Source organism: Akkermansiaceae bacterium (genome assembly GCA_017798145.1).
In the GTDB taxonomy this organism is placed as follows: domain Bacteria; phylum Verrucomicrobiota; class Verrucomicrobiia; order Verrucomicrobiales; family Akkermansiaceae; genus Luteolibacter.
In genome coordinates this window covers 621,159-640,674 of the sequence record CP059069.1, presented here as the reverse complement: position 1 = coordinate 640,674, position 19,516 = coordinate 621,159, and the positions used below count along the sequence as shown (strand labels likewise).

Genomic DNA, 19,516 nt, shown 5'->3' with positions numbered 1-19,516 from the left:
GGATTCCAGATAAAATGACACAACACATGCCGTCCGCGCTATGCCGGACGAACGCGACATGCCGTGCCCTCTCCGGGCTTGCGGCGCTCACCCTCTGCGGACACCTGCCTGCGGAGACCGAAAACGATCTCGACACCCTTGTCGTCTCCGCAACGAGACTGCCGGGAAAATCCGCGGAGAGCACATCGGCGGTGACTGTCCTCGATCCGCTTGAACTTTCGGAACGGGGTATCCTAGACCTCCGCCAGGCGCTCAACGAGGTGCCGGGCGTCAACTCAACCTCGACGTCCGGACAGACGGGTGCCATCGGCTCCGTCTTCCTGCGCGGCACCGCCACTTCGTATTCCCAGCTCGTCGTGGATGGGGTGCGTCTCAGCGACTCCACCGTCTCCTTGGGAAACTTCTTCTCCGGCGCAAGGCTCGATGATCTCGGCCGAATTGAGGTGCTGCGCGGCCCGCACGCGGCGATCCATGGCGGCGAGGCTGTCGGCGGGGTGATCTGGCTGGAAACCGCTCGCGGCGCGGGAGACCCTGCGGCGCGGCTCCGGCTGGAGGGCGGATCCTTCGATACATTCAACGGCCATCTCTCTCACTCCGGGGCACAGGACGGCTTTTCCTGGTTCCTCGGCGCGGGCTACGACGGAACACACAACGACGCGATCGCACAGGACTTCGACCAAGCCCGCACAGCGATGCGGCTTGAATGGGCGCAATCGGAAGACCTCACGCTAGGCATGACCTTCCGCGCCACGGACTCGCGATTCCAGTATGATTTTTTCGGCACGAACACCGACCATACCGATGCAGGTCTGGCCACGTTCTACGCGAATGCGCGTTTCACCCCCGGCTGGCTGGCGCGCTTCACGCTGGGCCGCTATGTGGAACGCTATGACAACGACACCGCGTTCGGGAACTACGGCTCCGATCAGGAACGGACCGTGTTTTCCACTGATCACAGCATGGAGCTGGGCGAGCGCCACAAGCTCCTGGCCGGTGCCTTCTGGGAACACACGGATTTCTCAAACACGATAGGCACGGCCAACGTCGCGCAGCGCTACGGTGCGCACCTCGGCTGGGAGTGGAAATCGACCGAGTCCGTCACGGCGGATGCGGTTCTGCGCTGGGAGGACTACGCCGAGTATGAGGATCAGGTGACGTGGCGCATGGGCGGCTCTTGGCAGGCTCTCGGGGAGACCCGGATCCGCGCCGGCATCGGCAAGGCATTCCGCACCCCCACCTACCTCGATCTCTTCGGCACCGCCTTCGGTGCCGGGAATCAGAACCTCGCCGCTGAGCAAAGCTTAGGCTGGGACATGGGTGTGGAGCAGGGGATGGGCGGCGGTCGAATCGTTTCCCTGACATATTTTGAAAACTCCATCGACAACCGGATCCGATCCTTCCCGACCCCGCCCGTGAACCTCCCCGGGGAAACCCCCACCCGGGGCCTGGAATTCGCCGCCGCCGGGCCGCTCTGCGAAAACGTTGGGATGCGCCTTGCATGGACATGGCTCGGCGCCTCCTTGCAGGATCAGCCGGAAAACACCGTCACTGCATCGCTTGACTGGCGGCCTGCGGAAAAAGTCCTGCTCGGCTGCGGTGCCGGCTACGTGGCGGAGCGCTCCTACGGCGGCGCCCCACTCGATGCCTTTTTGCTGCTGCGCATCCATGCCAGCTATGCGCTCACCGATCACGTGACTCTCCACGCCCGCATCGAGAATCTTGCCGACGAGGATTACGAACTCTCACGTTTCGGGAACCCTATCCGGGGCGCAGGGTTCGGCGCATTCACAGGCCTGACCGCGAGCTTCTGAGCACATTCCGCCATGGCAGGGGCGACCGATGCCGGCTCCGCCCTAGCTGTCGGATTTCGCGGGCTGTTGCTGGGAGATGCAATGCAAGGTGCCGCCTTCCTGAACCAGGTCGAGGCAGTCGATGGGGATGGCTTCCCTGCCGGGGAATAGCTCGGCGATGATGCCGAGGGCGCGGTCGTCGTTTTTGTGCTGGCGAAAGGTGGGGACGAGGACGGCGTGGTTGATGATGAGGAAATTCACGTAGGAGGCGGGGAGTACGGGCAGCCGCCAGCCGGGGATCTCGCAGGCCTGAGGCAAGTGGATGGGGAGGATTTCGTAGGGTTTTCCGGAAGGGGTGAGGAAGTTTTTCAGGCGGGTCATGTTCCCGGCGAGGGCAGGGTGGTTTGGAGATGAGGTGTCCGGCTCCTCGCAAGCCAGGATGATGTCCTCCGAGGCGAAGCGGGCGAGATCGTCGATGTGGCCGTCCGTATCATCGCCCTCGATGCCTTGTTCCAGCCAGAGGATTTCTGTGATGCCAAGGGTGTCGCGGAGCTTTTGCTCGGTATTTTCGCGGGAGAGATGGGGGTTGCGGTTGGGGTTGAGGAGGACTGCCTCGGTGGTGAGGAGCTGACCGCGGCCGTTGACCTCGATGGCACCGCCTTCGAGGATCATGCCGCCCTCGAAGCGCGGCAAGCTGAGGGATGCGGCAATGCGCCCAGGGATGGCGTTATCGAGATCCCATGGGCCGAATTTTCCGCCCCATGCGTTGAATTCCCAATCGGTGACGGCGATATGGCCGCTTTGGTTTTTCACGAAGATGGGGCCGTGATCCCTGCACCAGACATCGTTGTTGGGGTGGTCGAACAACTCCAGGTTTGCAGGATCCGCCTTGGCGGTGTTGCAGGCGGCCGCGATGCTCGGATGGGAGGCTCCGGGCGCATTGATGCGGACTGTCTGAAAGCGCGATATGGCGGCGGCGATCTCCGCGAATTTTTCCCGGATCAGGGCATCCTTCGCTCCACCCCAATGGCGGGGATCCGCGACCGGCCAGGAGAGCCAGGTTGCGGATTGGGGGGACCACTCGGCGGGCATGGAGTATCCGGTTGCGGCAGCTGTCATGGCTCGGAGGCTGGGATTTCCCCGCGGGGACTGCAAAGGGAAACTACGCGTCGGTGGCCGAAAGCTTGAACCCATTCTCCCGTGCCTAGCCATGCTGGGTCTTATGGTGAGGATCTGGATGGTTTCAGGGGGAGCGCTCCGGATGGTCTGGAGCCTCTGGCGCAGGCGAAGGGCCCATCCTGATTGCCTGCGGTGCGGCCGATGATGTGGTGCCGATGGCGGAAAACAAGGATCTGCCCAAGGGGCGCTAGCTGGCTCTCGGCGGGGCGCTCCGGATGATGCGAGAAGGAAGGTGTCGGCCACCACCCGCACTGCCTGGGCGGATAAGCGTCAATCCATGGCGATGATTTTGCGGCGGACGTTCGAGAAGATTTCCTTGTTGGAGGCCTCCATGAGTTGGCGCGCCCATATGGAGCAAATTTCCTCGTTGTCGGTGATGTGGGTGTCCGTGCCGCTGAGGTGGATGTCGGGGCCGCGGCGGTCGGATGCGGTGGAAACGAGCTTACCGGTCTTTGCATCGCGCACGCGCGCTTCGAATCCGCAGACGGGGATTTGCGAGAGGGCTTTGTCCGGAAAGTGCGCATGGGTCAGTGCCACCTCAAGGATGAGGGTGTTGGGCTTTGTGGTGTTCGCCGTCTTGTAGAATACGCAGATGGGATCCGAAAAGGCGATGTCGAGCTGCCGCGTGAAATGCTGGGCGAGGGTGGCGGCGCGTTTCTCGAAGGCTTTGCGGTCGGGAATTCCCGCGGATTTGCTGAGTTCCCATTCGTCAGTATTGAGATGGCGCAGTGTCACAGGGCGGACGACAATGTTCTTGTAGTCGGTGATGTTGACCGCAGGATCGCGCCATGAGTGCTCAAATGGCAGGCGGGCGATGCGCGCCTTGGTATCGGTGCCAGTGGATGTGAGAAACTCGGTGGGGGTTGCCGGCACGACGGCATGTTCGTAGCCGCAGGAGGAAAATGCGATGCAGGCTGCGATAACTGTTAGGACGGCTCTCATGTGTCCCAAGGTATCCGGCATCATCGGTGTGGGCAAGCGGCAAGCGGATCATGCCTTTCCGGGGCACCTTCCGGAGTTCTGCACCGGGGGCATCCGGCCTAGATTTTCTGCCAGTCAGGCTTGTTGTCATGGACCCAGCGGAAGTAGTCGATGCGCTCCAGCTTGCTTGCCGCCGGGGCATCGATGAGGACTTTCACGACGGGATGCATCTGGAGAGCCGAGGCGGGATTGATGGAGGTGACAGGTCCCTCGACGGCCTCGGCGATGGCCTGAGCCTTGTTTTCGCCGAAGGCCAGGAGGAGGTTGGTGCGCGCTTCCATGATGGTGCCTATGCCCATGGTGATGACGTGGTTCGGCACCTTTTCCTCGCTGCCGAAGAAGCGGGCGTTGTCCTTGCAGGTCTGCTCGGTGAGGGTCTTGATGCGGGTGCGGGAGGCGAGGGAGGATGTCGGTTCGTTGAAACCGATGTGGCCGTCGGTGCCTATGCCAAGCACCTGTAGGTCGATGCCACCGGCGGCCTTGATGCGTTCCTCGTATTCCTGGCAGAACGCCGGGATGTCAGCGGCGTTCCCGTCCGGGATGTGCACGTTGTCCGCGTTGATGTTGACGTGGTGGAAAAGGTTTTCCCACATGAAGGTATGGTAGGTCTGCGGGTGCTCGCGGGGGAGTCCGATGTATTCGTCGAGGTTGAAGGTTGTGACCTTGCCCCAGTCGAGTTTCATCTCGATGAGCCGCCGGTAGAGTGGCAGGGGAGTGCTGCCGGTGGCGAGCCCCAGGACACAATCCGGCTTTTCCGTGATGAGCTTCGCGATGAGGCGGGCGGCGACATCGGAGGCTTGCTGCTTGGTTTCCTGGATGATGATTTCCATTAGATCTGTCCGAGTTGTTTGGAGAGTTTCTGGCAGACGTCGTTCTTGAACCTATCCAAAAGATCGCTGATGAACGTGATGATGTCTTTGGACTCGTCGGTGACAAGGGGTGTGAGATCGATGCCGAAGATGAGCTGGCCGGATTGGTCGGTGGCGTGGGAGTCGAAGAAGGTGGCGTTTGCGGCGCGGCGGCCGAGGGTGGCGAGGTCGTAGCGTTTTCCGCCGGCGATCTGGGAGTCGAAGACGCCGTTGAGGGCGGCGGCGAGGTTGTCGCGGCCGCTGACATCCATGAGGACTTTTTCTCCATCGGGCAGCCAGTCGAGGTTTCTCCAAACTTCGCAGCCGACGACTTTCCTCGGGCGCCCCGCAGCGGGCATTTCGCGCATGGCATGGAGCGCGGCGATGGTCACGCCGATGTGGGTGTCGTGCTTGTCGGCTGGGTTGTGGGTGTAGACGACCTCGGGTCGGGTGGCTTCGAGGATTTTCCGGAGATCGTCTTTCAGGGATGGATCGGTCGCGCCTTTGACTGCGCTGCTGGGGTAATCGAGCTGGATCATGGAGCCGTATTGGCCTACGAGTGCGGCGGTTTTCTGCTCCTGCACGCGGATCTTCATCATATCCTCGTCGGTGAACTTTGCGTAGGGGACCGGAGCGGAGCTGCCCGCGCCGTTGGTGCAGGTGACTCCGCCGAACCAGCGGTCTGTGCGGGCGTAGCATTCGAGGATGCCGTGGAAAGCCATGAATTCGAGGTCATCCTGGTGTGCTCCGATGCCGAGGTGGGTGGTGCGGGCGAGGGCTTCGGTCTCCGGTGCGCAATCCGGGATGAAGGTTTGTGCATTGGGCTGGTGGAAATTCATGGGCTATGGGGAATGGGATCTGACCGCAGGATGCGCGGATGAACGAAGATGGAATGCTCGGCCCGGCTGGGTATTTTGACCACTGAGGACACGCAGTCCAGAGAGAGGGTTGTTTTCCGGGTCCTTGTGTTCGCTCTGATCATTGAGACTTCATTTGCTCGCTTTCGGTAGGCTGGCGGCGGCGACCGCCTGGCCGACACGGCGGGTTTTCTCGTCGGGGACGTGCATTTCGATGTTACCGCCGATTTCGGGAAACTCTTTTTTCATGACTTCGGCGGCTTTGGCGAGAACGATGTCGCCTCCGGTTCCGGTGGTGACGCGTCCAAGGATGAGCATGTGGGCGTAGTCGTAGAAATCCGCGTAGTGAGGGATGGTGTAGCCGAGATAGACGCCGATGGTTTCGTAGATTTTGGCAGCGCGCTCATCGCCTTTTTTCATGAGTTCCTGCAGCTCTACCAGCCGCTCGGGAAGATCCATTTTTGCGGGCATCCTGATCTTCGCGGCGGGCAGGAGCTTGTTGACCGCCTGCTGGGAGAAATAGAGTGCGCCGACACCGCGGTCGCCGGACCATTCGTCGGCGGGGGCGGCGGGGTTGTAATCGACAGGGGCAAAGGCGAGTTCGTTGAGCCAGCCGAGGATGCGGCCTTTCCTGTCCATGTAGCCGACGGCCTCGCTGGAGCCCATGGCGAGGCCGAGCATGCCTTTTTTGCCGAGCGAGAGGGCACCGGCGAGAGCGGTGACATCGCCGTCGTTCATCATCACCAGTGGCACATCCCATTCCTTCTGGACGCGCTTGAAGACTGCGGAGGCTTGCGCAAAATCCTTTTTCGGGATGGAACGCAGGAGTGAGGCAACGCGGATCTCATTATCCACGATGATGCCTGCGGAGCTGCCTCCAATGGCATCGACGCGCGGCATATGCGCGGCCGCGCGGTGCAGGGCGGCGGAGATGTTGTGGTAGTGGTAGCGCGGGTTTTTCTGGTTCTTGGGATCCCACGGGGTTTCCTCGGTGAAGATCGCCTGACCATCGACGACGGCGGAGACCTTGAAATCGCTGGCTCCGAGGTCGAAGCCGATGCGGCAGCCCTTGAGATGCCCTCCGGCGGGGACTTCCATGTCCTTTGCGTCGGGTACCAGATCGGCGTTGGTGACGGAGACCTCGAAGTCACGGCCGTAGGCCAGTGCCATCATCTTGCAATCGAACTTGCGGGCCCCGCGGGAAGAGTAGGTTTTTCGGATCGACTCACCGATGGAAACGGGGCCGCCGAAATGTAGTTTCCAGCCGCCGCGCGACCAGATGAGGAATTTCACGAGCCGCTCGACGTAACGGAGGGTGGTCGCATCGGTTGTGGGTAAGACGGCGGTCTCGAAACGGGAAACAAGGCCGTTTTCACGCTCCAGCCCAAGAACGAGTGGGTACGCCTTTCCTGAGGTGGCTGTGGATTCGCGGTAGCTGCGATTGAAAAGGGCAGCCGGCAGGAATCCGGGATCGAGCGGCGCCTTGGCAGATGTCTGGATCTTTTTCATGGACGTGTCCGGTGTTGTTTCGGACCGCGGGGAAGCTCTGCGTGTCTGCGGGATGCGTCAAGCGGCATTTAGCACAAGATAATTCTTGTTTCGTTGGCTGCCTGTGCGGAGTTTCGGTCAGGAAGTCCGCTGCGAGGACTGCCGGATCACGAGTGCGGGCAATAATGTCTTGTAGGCAGGTTTCCGTTTTGGGTTCTCGATGCGCGCCTTGAGGTATTCCCATGCTGTTGCGCACATCTCGGCGACCGGCTGGACGATGGTGGTCAGGGGCACCTCAAGATATTCGCAGTCCTCGATGCCGTCGCAGCCGACGAGCGCGACCTGCCCCGGGACACGGATTCCCATGTCGCATAGGCCGCGGTAAATCCCGAGTGCGACGTCATCGGAGTGGCAGAAAATAGCCTCCGGCGCGCCGTTTTCCGCGATGTATCCCTGGATGAGACTGCGGGTGATGGACCGTTGTTTCTCGCTGAAGGGGTATTGGATGAACTCGGGCGCAAGCCCTGCGTCTCTCATCGCTTTCGCATATGCTTTGCGGCGGTTCCCATGCGGGTCTCCCTCGCTGACGAAAGTTGCGTGGGCGATGCGTTTGTAGCCGGAGCCGATCAGATGTTTCAGGGCGCTTGTGGCGCCCGCACCAAGATCCACGCGCACGCTATCGGTTTTCGCGGAAGCATGCGCGCCGATGGACACGATGGGTGCGGAATTTCCGGCCAAGCTCTCAAGTTCGCGGAAGGCTTCCTCCGAGGCATCGACGGCCAGGATGCCGTCCACGGGCACGTTGGACCAGATCTGGTTCATGTCCGCACCGCCGATTTCCGAGACGATCAGCTCTTGCGCATCCTGTTTCACCAGCCGTCCGAGTTCGCGGGCAACATGGTTGTAGTGTGTTGAGATCTGGTCCGGGATCCATAGTGCGACGATCCCGGTGCGCTTTCTCTTGAGAGCCCGTGCGAAAGGGTTGGGTCGGTAGCCCATCTCATTGGCGGTGGCGATGATGAGTTCGCGGGATTCCTTGGCGACGTGTGGGTGCCCGGAAAGGGCGAAGGTGACCAGCTGACGGGATACCCCGAGTTTTTCCGCGATCTGTGCCTGTGTGACCATATTGTTCGAATATGCTGGGGGACATATCCTGTTTGGGCAAGGCATCGCTCGCTTATCCTACGGCGGAGCGAGACTTCGGTTGACTTGTATGTTGGCAGGAGCTAAGCCGACTTTGCACACCGATGAAAGCGCTGGTAAAATCAAAAGCCGAACCCGGCCTGTGGCTCGAAGACGTCCCGGAGCCTGTGGTGGGCATGAACGATGTGCTGGTGAAAGTCCGCAAGACGGGCATCTGCGGGACGGATCTCCACATCTACAACTGGGACTCCTGGGCGCAGAAGACGATCCCGGTGCCCATGGTCGTGGGGCATGAGTTCGTGGGGGAAATCGTCTCCACAGGTGGAAATGTCAGCGGATTCCAGGTGGGCGACATCGTCAGCGCGGAGGGGCATGTGGTATGCGGGCGCTGCAGGAACTGCCTCGCAGGCAGGAGGCACCTTTGCAAGGATACCAGCGGGATCGGCGTGAACCGCACCGGCGCCTTTGCGGAGTACATCAGCGTGCCGATGACTAACGTATGGCTCCACTCCAAGGATGTGGATGAGGAGGTGGCCTCGATTTTCGATCCCTTCGGAAATGCGGTGCATACCGCGCTGTCCTTCGATCTGCTCGGCGAGGACGTGCTAATCACCGGGGCCGGCCCCATCGGTGTCATGGCGGTGGCGATCGCGAAGCACGCGGGCGCACGCAATGTCGTCATCACGGATGTGAACCCTTACCGGCTCGATCTGGCACGCAAGATGGGAGCCGACGTCGCGCTGGATGTTTCCAAGGAAAGCCTTTCGTCGGTCACGGAAAAGCTCGGTCTCAAGGAGGGCTTCGATGTCGGCCTGGAAATGAGCGGCAATCCCTCCGCCTTCCACTCCATGGTGGGCGCGATGTGCCACGGCGGGAAGATCGCGATGCTCGGCATCCCCGGCGAGCCGATGGCGATCGACTGGAACAAGGTCATTTTCTCGATGCTCACGATCAAGGGCATCTATGGCCGCGAGATGTATGAGACATGGTACAAGATGAAGGTGCTGCTGGAGGGCGGTCTCGACATCGCGCCTGTCATCACCCACCGCTTCGGGGCGGATGAATTTGAAAAGGGCATCAAAGTCATGCAGAGCGGGATGAGCGGCAAGGTCGTGCTCGACTGGTCTGTCTTTGGTTAGAAAAAACGAGCTATGAACGAGGAATTCAGGAAACACATCGAGGCCGAACTCCAGGGCATCCGCGAGGCGGGCACCTACAAGGTTGAGCGGAGGATCAGCACCCCGCAGGGGAATACCGTCCGGGCGGACGATGGCAAGGAAGTGCTCAACATGTGCGCGAACAACTACCTCGGGCTAGCCCAGCATCCGCGCATCAGGGAGGCCGCCCGCAAGGCGCTCGACGAGTGGGGATTCGGCCTTGCCAGCGTCCGTTTCATCTGTGGCACCCAGATCCTGCACAAGGAACTGGAGGCCAGCCTCAGCGATTTCCTCGCCACAGAGGATACCATCCTCTACGGCTCCTGCTTCGATGCGAACGGCGGCCTCTTCGAAACCATACTCGGCCCCGAGGATGCGGTGATCAGCGACGAGTTGAACCATGCCTCTATCATCGACGGGATTCGCCTCTGCAAGGCGAAGCGATTCCGCTACAAGAACTGTGACATGGAGGACCTGGAGGCCCAGCTCATCGCTGCGGACGCCCAGGGTGCGCGCCACAAGCTCATCGCCACGGACGGGGTTTTTTCCATGGACGGCCACATCGCGCCGCTGGATAAGATCTGTGATCTGGCGGAGAGATATAATGCCCTGGTGATGATGGACGAGTGCCACTCCGCAGGCTTCATCGGGAAAACCGGGCGCGGCACCCACGAGCATTGCGGGGTGATGGGCCGGGTGGACATCATCACGGGCACCCTAGGAAAAGCGCTCGGCGGAGCCAGCGGCGGCTACACCAGCGGGCGGAAGGAAATCATCGAACTTCTCCGCCAGCGCTCGCGCCCCTACCTTTTCAGCAACACCCTCGCACCCTGTATCGCGGGCGGCTCACTGGAGGCGATACGTCTGCTCAAGGAATCGACGACCCTGCGCGATACGCTCGAGGAAAACACCGTTTTTTTCCGCGAGGAAATGACCAAGGCCGGCTTCGACATCGTGCCCGGCACCCATCCCATCGTGCCAGTGATGCTGGGCGATGCGGCGCTCGCCGCACGGTTTGCCGATGAGATGCTGGCCAAGGGCGTGTATGTCATCGGCTTCAGCTATCCTGTCGTACCCAAGGGCAAGGCCCGCATCCGCACCCAGATCAGCGCCGCCCATTCCCGGATGGATTTGGAGATGGCTGTGGCCGCCTTCACAGAGGTGAAGCGGGAACTCGGGGTCTGACCGAGCGCTATCCCATGTCCAACGCCAGGATCATTCCCGACCTAGGGAGAATCGCCGCCCTCTTTGACATGCGTGCCGATTTCCTGGCCGGCTCACCCCACGGCAGCGGTCACATCAACGACACCTACTGCGCGAATTTCGATCAGTCGGGATTGCAGGAAATCCGCTACATTTTCCAGAGGATCAATACGGACGTTTTCAAAAATCCTGAGGAGCTGATGGAGAATATCTCGCGGGTCACGGAATTTTCACTGGCCCGGCTCATGGGGCAGGGGCATCCCGAAGCCCACCGCCGCACCCTAACCTGCATACCCGCGAAAGACGGCCGTCCCTTCGCGGTCGACTCGGAGGGAGGCTATTGGCGCGTGTATCCCTTCATCGAGCGCGCCACCGCCCACGACGAGCTGAAGACCAACGAGCAGGCCTTCCAGGCGGCGATGGCCTTCGGGAAATTCCAGTCGCTCGCCGCACTACTCGGCGGCCCGCGCCTTCATGAGACCATCCCGGACTTTCACAATACACCGAAGCGATTTGAGAACCTTCTTTCTGCCATCGATGCGGATACGCACGGCCGTGCCGCCTCGGTGAAACGGGAGATCGACTTCGCCATCGCACGCAAGGGAGATTGCAGCCGGATCACAGATCTCATCGCCGCCGGAGTAATCCCCGAACGTGTCACCCACAACGACACGAAGCTCAACAACGTCCTTCTTGACGACTCCACTACCGAGGCTGTCTGCGTGATCGACCTTGACACCACCATGCCCGGCTCCGCCCTCTACGACTTCGGAGACATGGTGCGCACCGCCGCCACCAACAGGCGCGAGGACGAAGCGGAAACCGGCATGCCCAACGTTCGCCTTGACCGTTTCGAATCGCTTGTCAAAGGCTTCATGGTTGTCGGCAGGGAATTCCTCAATCCGGTGGAGATCGAAAACCTCGCTTTTTCCGGCAAGCTGCTCACACTCGAATGCGGCATGCGTTTCCTAACAGACTATCTCCAGGGCGATGTGTATTTCAAGACCCAGCGGGAAGGCCACAACCTCGACCGTTGCCGCAACCAGTTCGCATACGTGGGATCCATCGAGGGTAATCTCGCTGAAATGGAAGCCATCGTTCAGGCCATCGCGACCGATAAACCAATCTCCGCATGAAAATACTAGTCACAGGAGGAGCCGGTTTCATCGGCTCCCACATCGTTGAAATGTATCAGGACAAGGCGGATGAAATCCGCGTCCTCGACAACCTCCGCACCGGATACCGCCACAATCTCGATGGGCTCAGGCACACCTTCATCGAAGGCTCCATCACCAACCGCGAACTTGTGAAAAAAGCCGTCGAGGGTGTGGATTACATTTTCCATCTCGCCGCACTGGTGAGCGTCCCGGAATCCATGGCCAAGCCCGGCGAGTGCGTTGATATCAACGTCCACGGACTGCTCAACGTGCTCGAAGAGGCATCCGCCGTCGGGGTGAAGAAACTCGTCTTCGCCTCCTCCGCCGCCGTCTATGGTGACAACCCCACCGTTCCGAAAACCGAGGCGATGTGCCCGGAGCCGAAAAGCCCGTATGCGATCACCAAGCTCGATGGGGAATACTACCTCGGCATGTTCCAGCAAGAGGGCAGGCTCGAAACCACCGCGATCCGCTTCTTCAACGTCTTCGGCCCACGCCAGGATCCCAAGGGAGCCTACGCCGCCGCCGTCCCGATTTTCATCGAAAAGGCAGTGCGCAACGAGGACATCACCGTCTATGGCGATGGCGAGCAGACACGGGATTTCATCTACGTGAAGGACATCGCCGGAGCACTCTCCTTCGCGGTGGAAACTCCGGGCGTCACCGGCGTCTTCAACGCCGGGTACGGCGGCCAGATCACCATCAACGATCTCGCGCAGCGCATCATCACATCCGCCTCATCATCTTCGGAAGTCCTTCACGGCCCGGAACGGGCAGGGGATGTGAAGCACTCCCGCGCCAGTGCCGAAAAACTGCGTAATGAAGGCTGGGCACCCCGGCACAGCCTGGAGGAAGGGCTTGAAAAGACGCTGGCATTTTTCAGGGCGAAGTGGGCGGACAAAGCATAATCATGCGGGCTGCTCCAGGTCTGTTATGCGTTGTTATTCTGCGCAGCACGCCGCCAAGACAGAACGACCAGCCAAAACGAGAAGAGCTGGGTCAATTCAGGAACCTCTGGAGAACATGTGATTGATGCGCGTCGTGTGAATGCGTGCGCCGGTTGGATTGAGCCAAGGATGCGGCCATTGCCGTGGATATCGAATCTGCGGGCAAGTGCTGAGCTTGCCTTTACAGTAAGACGGGTTTCCGGAGCACTCAGCTCGAAGGATCGGAAAAACCCGCTCGGCTTATGGGCGCTTAAAATGAGCTTGCCGCCGTATTCAAGTGTCCAATATCCACTGAACGGCCCATGCTTACGGATTGTGAAAAGCTTTCCGCACAGCAGAATCGTTCCCTGCTCAGAGAAGAAATTAAACGTCAGCGATGCCGGGCCGGAGCCTGTACCGTGGATGCTGAAATCCCATGAGCAGATTGATTGTGGGATGCAGGTCAGTATGGATTGATCTGGTTTTCTTTCGGAAATGGCATCAGGCAGGCTGCTCCAGAATCCCCTTTGCCTTTGGCCAGGCCGCGGCGGCCTCCACTAGTATCCATGCCTCCAGCGCGAGCGTGATCAGGCCGATGGCGGCGAGGAGATAGTTCGGATTTTCACCCGTGAGCCATGCTTCATTGCCAACGAAGAGCTGGGACAGCATCGCAATGGCGGGGAGTATCAGCATGAAGGCGGCAGGGATGGCTACAAACCAGATGGGCAGGTTGCGCCGCCACATCCAGAAGAGGATGACGAGGAATGCGAGTCCGCCGAGAAGTTGGTTGGTTGCACCGAAGAGAGGCCAGAGGATGAGGCCTCCCTTGCCCATGTTTGCAGTCTCCCATGCGGCTCCTTGCACCGGCATTGCGGCGATGGCTCCGGCGATGATGATGGCGAAGATGGTTGCCCCGTGCTTGTTGGTGAGCGCCTTAATGCCGATCGCAGCGGCGAGTTCTTGGGTAACGTAGCGCTGCAGACGGCAGGCGGAATCGAGGGTAGTCGCGGCGAAAGAGGCGACAAACACTCCCATCAGCGCGGTCGCGAAGGCGGCACCCAGTCCCAAGGCCTGGATGAAATTCCCCGAGCCGGAAACGAAGGCACCGACCGTCGCCGCCAGTCCTCCTGATGCCTGCCAGGTGGCATACCGGGATTGGTACGCCGCCTCGCCGAATAGGGTTTGCCCGGTGGCTTTTCCATCGATCATTTCCGGGACACCGAGCCCGATCCCCGCCACGCAGGCGAGGATGACAAGCACCGCGAGAAAGCCTTCGGTGAGCATAGATCCATAGCCGACGAACTGTGCCTGCGTCTCGCATTTGAGCTGCTTCGAGGAAGTGCCGGAGGAAACCAGGCAATGGAAACCGGAGACCGCGCCACAAGCGATGGTGATGAACAGGAAGGGGAAAATCCAAGGCGCTCCCACCGGCGCCTGATCTCCGAGCCGTGCCACGGGGGCGACGATTTCCAAGGCGTGTTTTTCCGCGCCGCTTCCGAATCCAAAGATCCCGGCAAGCACCAATCCAACCACCACCAGCCCGAGTGCGGAGAGGAGCTGGAGGGAATTGATGTAATCGCGCGGCTGGAGCAGCACCCAGACCGGCAGAACCGAGGCGATGTAGGAATAGACCAGCAGCAGCACGACCCAGGCGATCACCGGCCAGGAGGCCAGCTCGACATTGAAAGCATGCAGAAATCCCCAATCGCCGTAAGCGACAGTCAGATACATGATGCCAAGAGCGAGCAGGGAGGGGATCAGTAGGTTGAATCCTCTTCTATGGATCCAGACCCCGATGGCAACCGCGATGGGGATCTGCACCAGGCAGGGGAAAATGGAAGCCGGAAACATTCTGAAAACCGCCGCGATCACCAGCCCGAAGATCGCGAGCACGATGGTCAGTGCCATGAACAGGATGGACAGGAAAAGGATGCGCGCCCGCGGCGCAAGCACCCGCCCCGAGATATCGCCGACAGTCTGACCCTTGTTCCGCATGGAAATCACAAGCGCCGCGAAGTCATGCACCGCCCCGATGAAAATCGAGCCGAACAGCACCCAAAGCAGCGCCGGCAGCCATCCCCAAATCACAGCCAGCCTTAAGCAACGCAACGATGGCCGAAGTGCTTAGCGATGGAAGTGAAATGATGGCCGAAGACCACACCCTTCGAGGTTGGCACGAAATCCTCACCGTCCTCCAACTCGATGGAAGGTGCCTTGTTCGCAGGATCGAGCTTGAAAATTTTCCGCGAAAGCCAGCGTCCGTAGGTGTTATATGCGATGATGTAGGCGACAAGCGAGCCGAGCGCGATCAGTAGAGTTTGCATCTCAAGAAAGCAAAGCTGGTATCCCTGCCGACACGAAGGGAAAAAATTACCCGGCAGAGACCTCTTTTTGCTTGTCAGCCCCCGGCGCGAAACCAAACATCCCGCCCCGCACAAGCGGCACCGGGTAGGTGGCCGAGTGGTTAAAGGCGGCAGACTGTAAATCTGCTCTCATTGAGTACGCTGGTTCGAATCCAGCCCTGCCCACCATCTTCATTCTGAAGGACTTAGGGAGCCGAAAGGCTCCCTTTTTGGTGGTGAGGATTATGGCTTGTCATCCTTTTGTCATCTTTTTTCAGGTTCTGGGAGCTTCGTTCGCTCTTCTCCGGAGCATGTTGCGTTCATTTCCTTTTTGCTCTGAATTGAGTTTTCAGGGCTTCCGCTATTTCCACTTTCTGAATATTCTTCATCTGGACTTCCAATTCCGATCCCCTTTGTTATTGGACATGGCGAAAAAGAAACGGTCATCTGCAGATACTGAACAAGGGGTGCAGAAGGGGCGAAAGCCTGCGCCGCGGGCGAAGGAGTTTTCGTGGTATGGACGTCTAAGGGAGTTTGAGACCGGAGCCGGCGAACCTTGGTGGAAAAGAATCAAATGGGAGGACGAAACTCGATCAAGAAAGACCAAGCGGAGCGCCAAGCCCCGCCATTCTCTTGCCAGCGAGGTTCATCCGGGATTTCTATGGGAGGCTCTGAGGCGGTTTCCCGAGGCGCAAAAGTTGATTCACATCACAGAGAACCTGTCGTCAGATGCGTTAGTTGGAAAGGTGGTGAAGTTTGAAAAGGTTAAATGCCACAACGAAATCGCTGTCCAAGTGATGGGAGAGGTGGGCTTCAATGTCCTGAGGACGCTGGATGTTTTGCGGGAGAACTGGCGGCATCCATATGATCAGATTCCGAATGAGCCTAAAAATGAGTGGAAGGCGCATTACCTCGAGTTGTGGCATCAGATAGGGCAGGTGGGGAGCGTTCCGACCAGGATTCCGGATTCCCAGGATTGCGAGGGGGGTGTTATGGCCGGACAGGATAAAGCCGCTTTTGATCTCTTGATGGATGAGGCTGACCATTTCGATCCCCAACCAATGTCCGGCATGTTTCTGGAGAACTTCGCGAAGTTACGTCCCACCGAGAAGTATCACACAAAGTTCAATTCGTTTATCCCGGAGGGGGCGGATTTAGATTCATATCCTTGGCTTAGCTTCGGAATTCTGAAAGGGCGCCTCAAGGTGCTTCAAATGCATCCCATGGCACTCGCCGTAGATCTTTCGAAAACGACCGACACAATCCTCCGCGATTTCAAGCTTCTGATCGATAAGAAAAAGAAGGCTCTAGGCATCGTGATCGCAGACAGGAGAATTCGCCAGGAGTCCTTTGAGAAGATCCATCAGCTCGACTACGACGTCCGAACACGAGCGAATCATATCCCTCTTATCAGGACCGTGAAAGGATTCGAAAGCTCAGCCAAACTCGATGTAAGTGGCTTCCTTGCCCGCATGGAGGCAATTTGCGATCCGTCCCCGCCGACGGGACCCCTTCAAGATTTGAGATAGCTGTTCTTCTCGAACAACTCGATAATCGCCGACCCCACGGGCTTAGGGTAGCTGGTATAAGCGAGCGAGTTGCCCTCGCGAGACCAGTGCCCGAGTTACCCGTTTGCGGGGTTGGCTGTCTGGATTGGAGCAGTAAAGACAGACCTTCATCTCCTAGGTACGCTGCAAGGATCTCCTCCCGCTGAAACTCGATGCGATTCTGTGTTACATAATGTTGAGACACCTACAGGTGTTTTCATCGAACCACAACACCCTGAGTTCACCATGCCGCGCACATTGTATTCGCCCCGGCTGTCCGATGACATCATCCGCGCGCTCTACCGCGAGGGGAAACGTCGCCGCATGCCGATGACCCGTTTGGCGGACGAGCTGATCCTGGCCGCCCTGGCCGGATCCTCCCTTTCCGCCGGGCTTCCCATCTGTGGATTCCCAACCGCACATGCGGCTGAATCCGCCACACCCGGGAGACAGGCGGCCTGATCCGGTCGCCTTTTCCGACGTTCCATAGACCCGCTCCAGCGCCAGCCGGAGCGGGTGTCTTCATTCTCCAGCAAACCAATAACCCCATAACCAACAACCAGCCATGGCTATCAAATTGATCGCAAATTACAGCAAACGCCTGGGTCTCCCGGGCTACTCGAGCCACCAGTTCAGCGTCTCCATAGAGACCGAGCTGGTGACCACCGATGACGTCGCCGCAGAATCGGCACGCATCTACCAACTGCTCCAGACGAACGTCGATGGGCAGATCCTCCACACCGGCTTCGTCCCTCCCGCCGACTACGGCATGGAGGACTCCCAAGGTTCCGATGCCACCGCACCGGGAGCCATCACCCAGATCCACGAGAACGGTCGGTGGAAATGCTCCGACAAGCAGAAGGATCTGATCCTGAAACTTGTCGATGAGCACCAACTCGACAAGGACGACGTCGAGGCACTTGCCAAAGAGCGCTTCGGAAAAGGCGTCCGCCTGCTCAACAAGGTGGAGGCATCCGGCCTGATCGACGAGCTGCTCGACACGCACGGCTCCGGCCAGCGCCAGGGCAACCGTCGCAACGGATCGGCCTACCGCCGCTCCAACGGGAGGGACGCCGCATGATCGCGACCGCCACCCCACCGGAAGCGCCGTTCACCACCGGGCTGGCACCCTGGGCACAGACACTGCCCGGACACATCAGCCCGTCGGCGGCCAAAACCTACCTCGGCTGCTCGCTCAAGTTCTACTTCGAGCGGGTGGCCTGCATCCGCAAGTCGACCCCTGTCGCCCTGCACCTCGGAAAGGCGGTTCATGCCGCCCTGCAATCGTTCCACCTCGCCCGCTGGCGGGGTGGCGATGATTCACCGGAGACCGTAGCCGCTGCCTATGAGAAAGCATTCAGCGATCTCGAACGCGACGAAGGCCCGGTCAACTACAAGGACACGTCCGAACGGGAGAAAGCCCGCACGGACGGCCTGCGCGTGGTCGCCGCCTACCTCGACTCCCCGGAGTCGATGAAGGAAAAGCCGCGTGCCGTCGAGGTTCTCCTCAAGGAGACCATCCCCGGCCTGTCCGTGCCCCTCACCGGGGCGATGGATCTGGTTGAGGGCGACTTCACAGCGGTGGATTTCAAGTCCGCCGCCGCGAAGCCCGATCCGGCCAACGCGGCTTTCGACCATGAGATCCAGCTTGTCAGCTACCAGCTGCTGATGGAGGCCGCCACCGGCGAAACCCCTCCGTCGCTCGACCTCGTGTTCCTGGTGAAAACCAAGACCCCCCAGGTCATCCGGGTGAAATCAAGACCCGCCGATGAGCACCGAAAGCGCCGGGTCATAGCCTTGCTGGAGACTGCCGTCCAAGGCATCTCCGAAGACCGCTTCCACCCGCAGCCCGGCATGCATTGCTCGTGGTGCCAGTTCAAGAACGAGTGTAAGGCGTGGCTACCCGGCCAGGGATTGCAGGAAAGGAGGGCCGCAGCATGAGATACCATATCATCCTGCCGGCCTTCCTCCTGCTCCTGTCCGGTTGCCGGGACGACAAGGATGCCGCGAGAGCGGCGAAAGCGGCCGAGGAGGCCAGGATCGAGCGGGAGGTCGCGAAGCGTGTTTCCGGCAAGCGCCAGGCATCAGCCGAGCGAAAGGACATGCTGCACACGATCCGCCTGACCGGTTTCATCGTGCTGACAGGCGGCGCGGTCACCGGCCTTGTATGGCTCCGGAGACCGTGGGGCGCAGATCCCTTGGGACAGGGTGTCTCCCGCCAAGAGATGCCTCCCCGGCAGACATACGACCACCACCCCGTAATTCCCCGCAGGATCCTTGACGTGCAGCGACCGTCTCCGCCAAGCCGTCACAGGCGAGGAAACAGAGGAAAAGGAAGCAACCATGAGACCGCGTCCCGTCCTTGAAGTCCTCGTCGTGCTGGGTGTCGTCGGCCTGGCACTCGAACTGGCGGACGGCCACACCTGGGCGCTCATCGCCGCCGGTGTCGCCGCCGCCATCTGGCTGCTCGCCCGCAGCCACTGACCAGCCTGCCCCACCGGTAGGATCCATAAAACGACGCTCGCTCCGCCTCATTGGCGGGGCGGGCGTTTCATTTTCCCCAACAAACAACCCCATAACCAAAATAGAAAACATGAATCCAACACAACACACCAACCAAACGCTCCTCGAAGGCATCTGCCGCCGGGAAGCTAAGCCCGCTATGAATGTGAGTACTAAAACCAGCAACGGCGTCCGGCACACGGCTGCTTCGCCACGCTTTTCTTATCTGCTCACACAGCAATTTTCACTTCCCCTTCTTTTTCTCCCCCAGTCCGGTCACCGGCTCTTTCAACGGCCTTCACCCCAAGAGCAAATTGCTAGCAACGATATGATTTGAATTCCTAGATAGTTAGGATTCTAAATGGGAAAAACCTCTATTGTCACAGCCCAAAGCTT

At 59.9% G+C, this 19,516-nt stretch carries 18 protein-coding genes, 1 tRNA gene and 1 pseudogene; 13 read left to right on the top strand and 7 right to left on the bottom strand.

Annotated features, from left to right (window positions below):
* Positions 1-26: 26 nt before the first annotated feature.
* The gene (locus HZ994_02665) at positions 27-1,811 is read left to right on the top strand and encodes a TonB-dependent receptor (protein QTN31274.1); all 1,785 of its coding nucleotides are present in this window, start codon (positions 27-29) and stop codon (positions 1,809-1,811) included.
* A 42-nt stretch (positions 1,812-1,853) separates the two neighbouring features.
* Here HZ994_02665 and HZ994_02660 read toward each other — a convergent pair whose 3' ends face one another.
* The 6 genes from HZ994_02660 to HZ994_02635 form a co-directional block, all read right to left on the bottom strand.
* Entirely contained in the window at positions 1,854-2,882 is a 1,029-nt protein-coding gene (locus HZ994_02660; protein QTN34299.1) for an agmatine deiminase family protein, read from the bottom strand.
* 357 nt (positions 2,883-3,239) lie between these two features.
* Positions 3,240-3,911 (bottom strand): DUF3313 family protein, encoded by a 672-nt coding sequence (locus tag HZ994_02655; protein ID QTN31273.1) that lies wholly within the window; start codon positions 3,909-3,911, stop codon positions 3,240-3,242.
* Between the two features lie 98 nt (positions 3,912-4,009).
* On the bottom strand, positions 4,010-4,780 hold the full coding sequence (gene nagB / locus HZ994_02650) for a glucosamine-6-phosphate deaminase (GenBank protein ID QTN31272.1): 771 nt from the start codon (positions 4,778-4,780) through the stop codon (positions 4,010-4,012).
* A complete protein-coding gene (locus HZ994_02645) occupies positions 4,780-5,637 on the bottom strand; it encodes a PIG-L family deacetylase (GenBank protein QTN31271.1) in 858 nt (285 codons plus the stop codon). Before HZ994_02645 ends, nagB begins: the two co-directional genes overlap by 1 nt.
* A 150-nt stretch (positions 5,638-5,787) precedes the next feature.
* Positions 5,788-7,164: an ROK family protein gene (locus HZ994_02640; protein ID QTN31270.1), complete on the bottom strand. Its 1,377-nt coding sequence runs from the start codon at positions 7,162-7,164 to the stop codon at positions 5,788-5,790.
* A gap of 117 nt (positions 7,165-7,281) precedes the next feature.
* Positions 7,282-8,268, bottom strand: a complete 987-nt coding sequence (locus HZ994_02635; GenBank protein ID QTN31269.1) for a LacI family DNA-binding transcriptional regulator — start codon at positions 8,266-8,268, stop codon at positions 7,282-7,284.
* A 122-nt stretch (positions 8,269-8,390) separates the two neighbouring features.
* On the opposite strand from HZ994_02635, the gene tdh reads away from it, so the two are divergent.
* From tdh to HZ994_02615, 4 genes are read left to right on the top strand one after another with little or no spacing between them, the layout of a single operon-like run.
* On the top strand, positions 8,391-9,425 hold the full coding sequence (gene tdh, locus HZ994_02630) for an L-threonine 3-dehydrogenase (GenBank protein ID QTN31268.1): 1,035 nt from the start codon (positions 8,391-8,393) through the stop codon (positions 9,423-9,425).
* 12 nt (positions 9,426-9,437) lie between these two features.
* The gene (gene kbl, locus HZ994_02625; GenBank protein QTN31267.1) at positions 9,438-10,628 is read left to right on the top strand and encodes a glycine C-acetyltransferase; all 1,191 of its coding nucleotides are present in this window, start codon (positions 9,438-9,440) and stop codon (positions 10,626-10,628) included.
* 32 nt (positions 10,629-10,660) lie between these two features.
* Positions 10,661-11,782 carry an aminoglycoside phosphotransferase family protein gene (locus HZ994_02620; protein QTN34298.1) on the top strand — a complete coding sequence of 374 codons (1,122 nt, stop codon included), beginning with the start codon at positions 10,661-10,663 and terminating at the stop codon, positions 11,780-11,782.
* Positions 11,779-12,711, top strand: a complete 933-nt coding sequence (locus HZ994_02615; GenBank protein ID QTN31266.1) for an NAD-dependent epimerase/dehydratase family protein — start codon at positions 11,779-11,781, stop codon at positions 12,709-12,711. The genes HZ994_02620 and HZ994_02615 overlap by 4 nt, the downstream gene beginning before the upstream one ends.
* 519 nt (positions 12,712-13,230) lie before the next feature.
* Here HZ994_02615 and HZ994_02610 read toward each other — a convergent pair.
* Positions 13,231-15,053, bottom strand: a pseudogene (locus HZ994_02610) (carbon starvation protein A).
* A gap of 122 nt (positions 15,054-15,175) precedes the next feature.
* Here HZ994_02610 and HZ994_02605 point away from each other — a divergent pair.
* The 8 genes from HZ994_02605 (at position 15,176) to HZ994_02570 (ending at position 19,457) form a co-directional block, all read left to right on the top strand.
* Positions 15,176-15,260 (top strand) — tRNA-Tyr (locus HZ994_02605).
* A 122-nt stretch (positions 15,261-15,382) separates the two neighbouring features.
* A complete protein-coding gene (locus tag HZ994_02600; protein QTN31265.1) occupies positions 15,383-16,600 on the top strand; it encodes a hypothetical protein in 1,218 nt (405 codons plus the stop codon).
* Between the two features lie 264 nt (positions 16,601-16,864).
* A complete protein-coding gene (locus HZ994_02595; protein ID QTN31264.1) occupies positions 16,865-17,080 on the top strand; it encodes a hypothetical protein in 216 nt (71 codons plus the stop codon).
* A gap of 103 nt (positions 17,081-17,183) precedes the next feature.
* Entirely contained in the window at positions 17,184-17,699 is a 516-nt protein-coding gene (locus HZ994_02590; protein ID QTN31263.1) for a hypothetical protein, read from the top strand.
* Complete coding sequence (locus tag HZ994_02585) at positions 17,696-18,559, top strand: PD-(D/E)XK nuclease family protein (GenBank protein ID QTN31262.1); 864 nt, start codon at positions 17,696-17,698, stop codon at positions 18,557-18,559. The genes HZ994_02590 and HZ994_02585 overlap by 4 nt, the downstream gene beginning before the upstream one ends.
* Positions 18,556-18,984, top strand: coding sequence for a hypothetical protein (locus tag HZ994_02580; protein ID QTN31261.1), 429 nt, complete (start codon positions 18,556-18,558; stop codon positions 18,982-18,984). The genes HZ994_02585 and HZ994_02580 overlap by 4 nt, the downstream gene beginning before the upstream one ends.
* The gene (locus HZ994_02575; GenBank protein QTN31260.1) at positions 18,962-19,102 is read left to right on the top strand and encodes a hypothetical protein; all 141 of its coding nucleotides are present in this window, start codon (positions 18,962-18,964) and stop codon (positions 19,100-19,102) included. Before HZ994_02580 ends, HZ994_02575 begins: the two co-directional genes overlap by 23 nt.
* A gap of 109 nt (positions 19,103-19,211) precedes the next feature.
* Complete coding sequence (locus HZ994_02570; GenBank protein QTN31259.1) at positions 19,212-19,457, top strand: hypothetical protein; 246 nt, start codon at positions 19,212-19,214, stop codon at positions 19,455-19,457.
* The last annotated feature ends 59 nt before the right edge of the window (positions 19,458-19,516 follow it).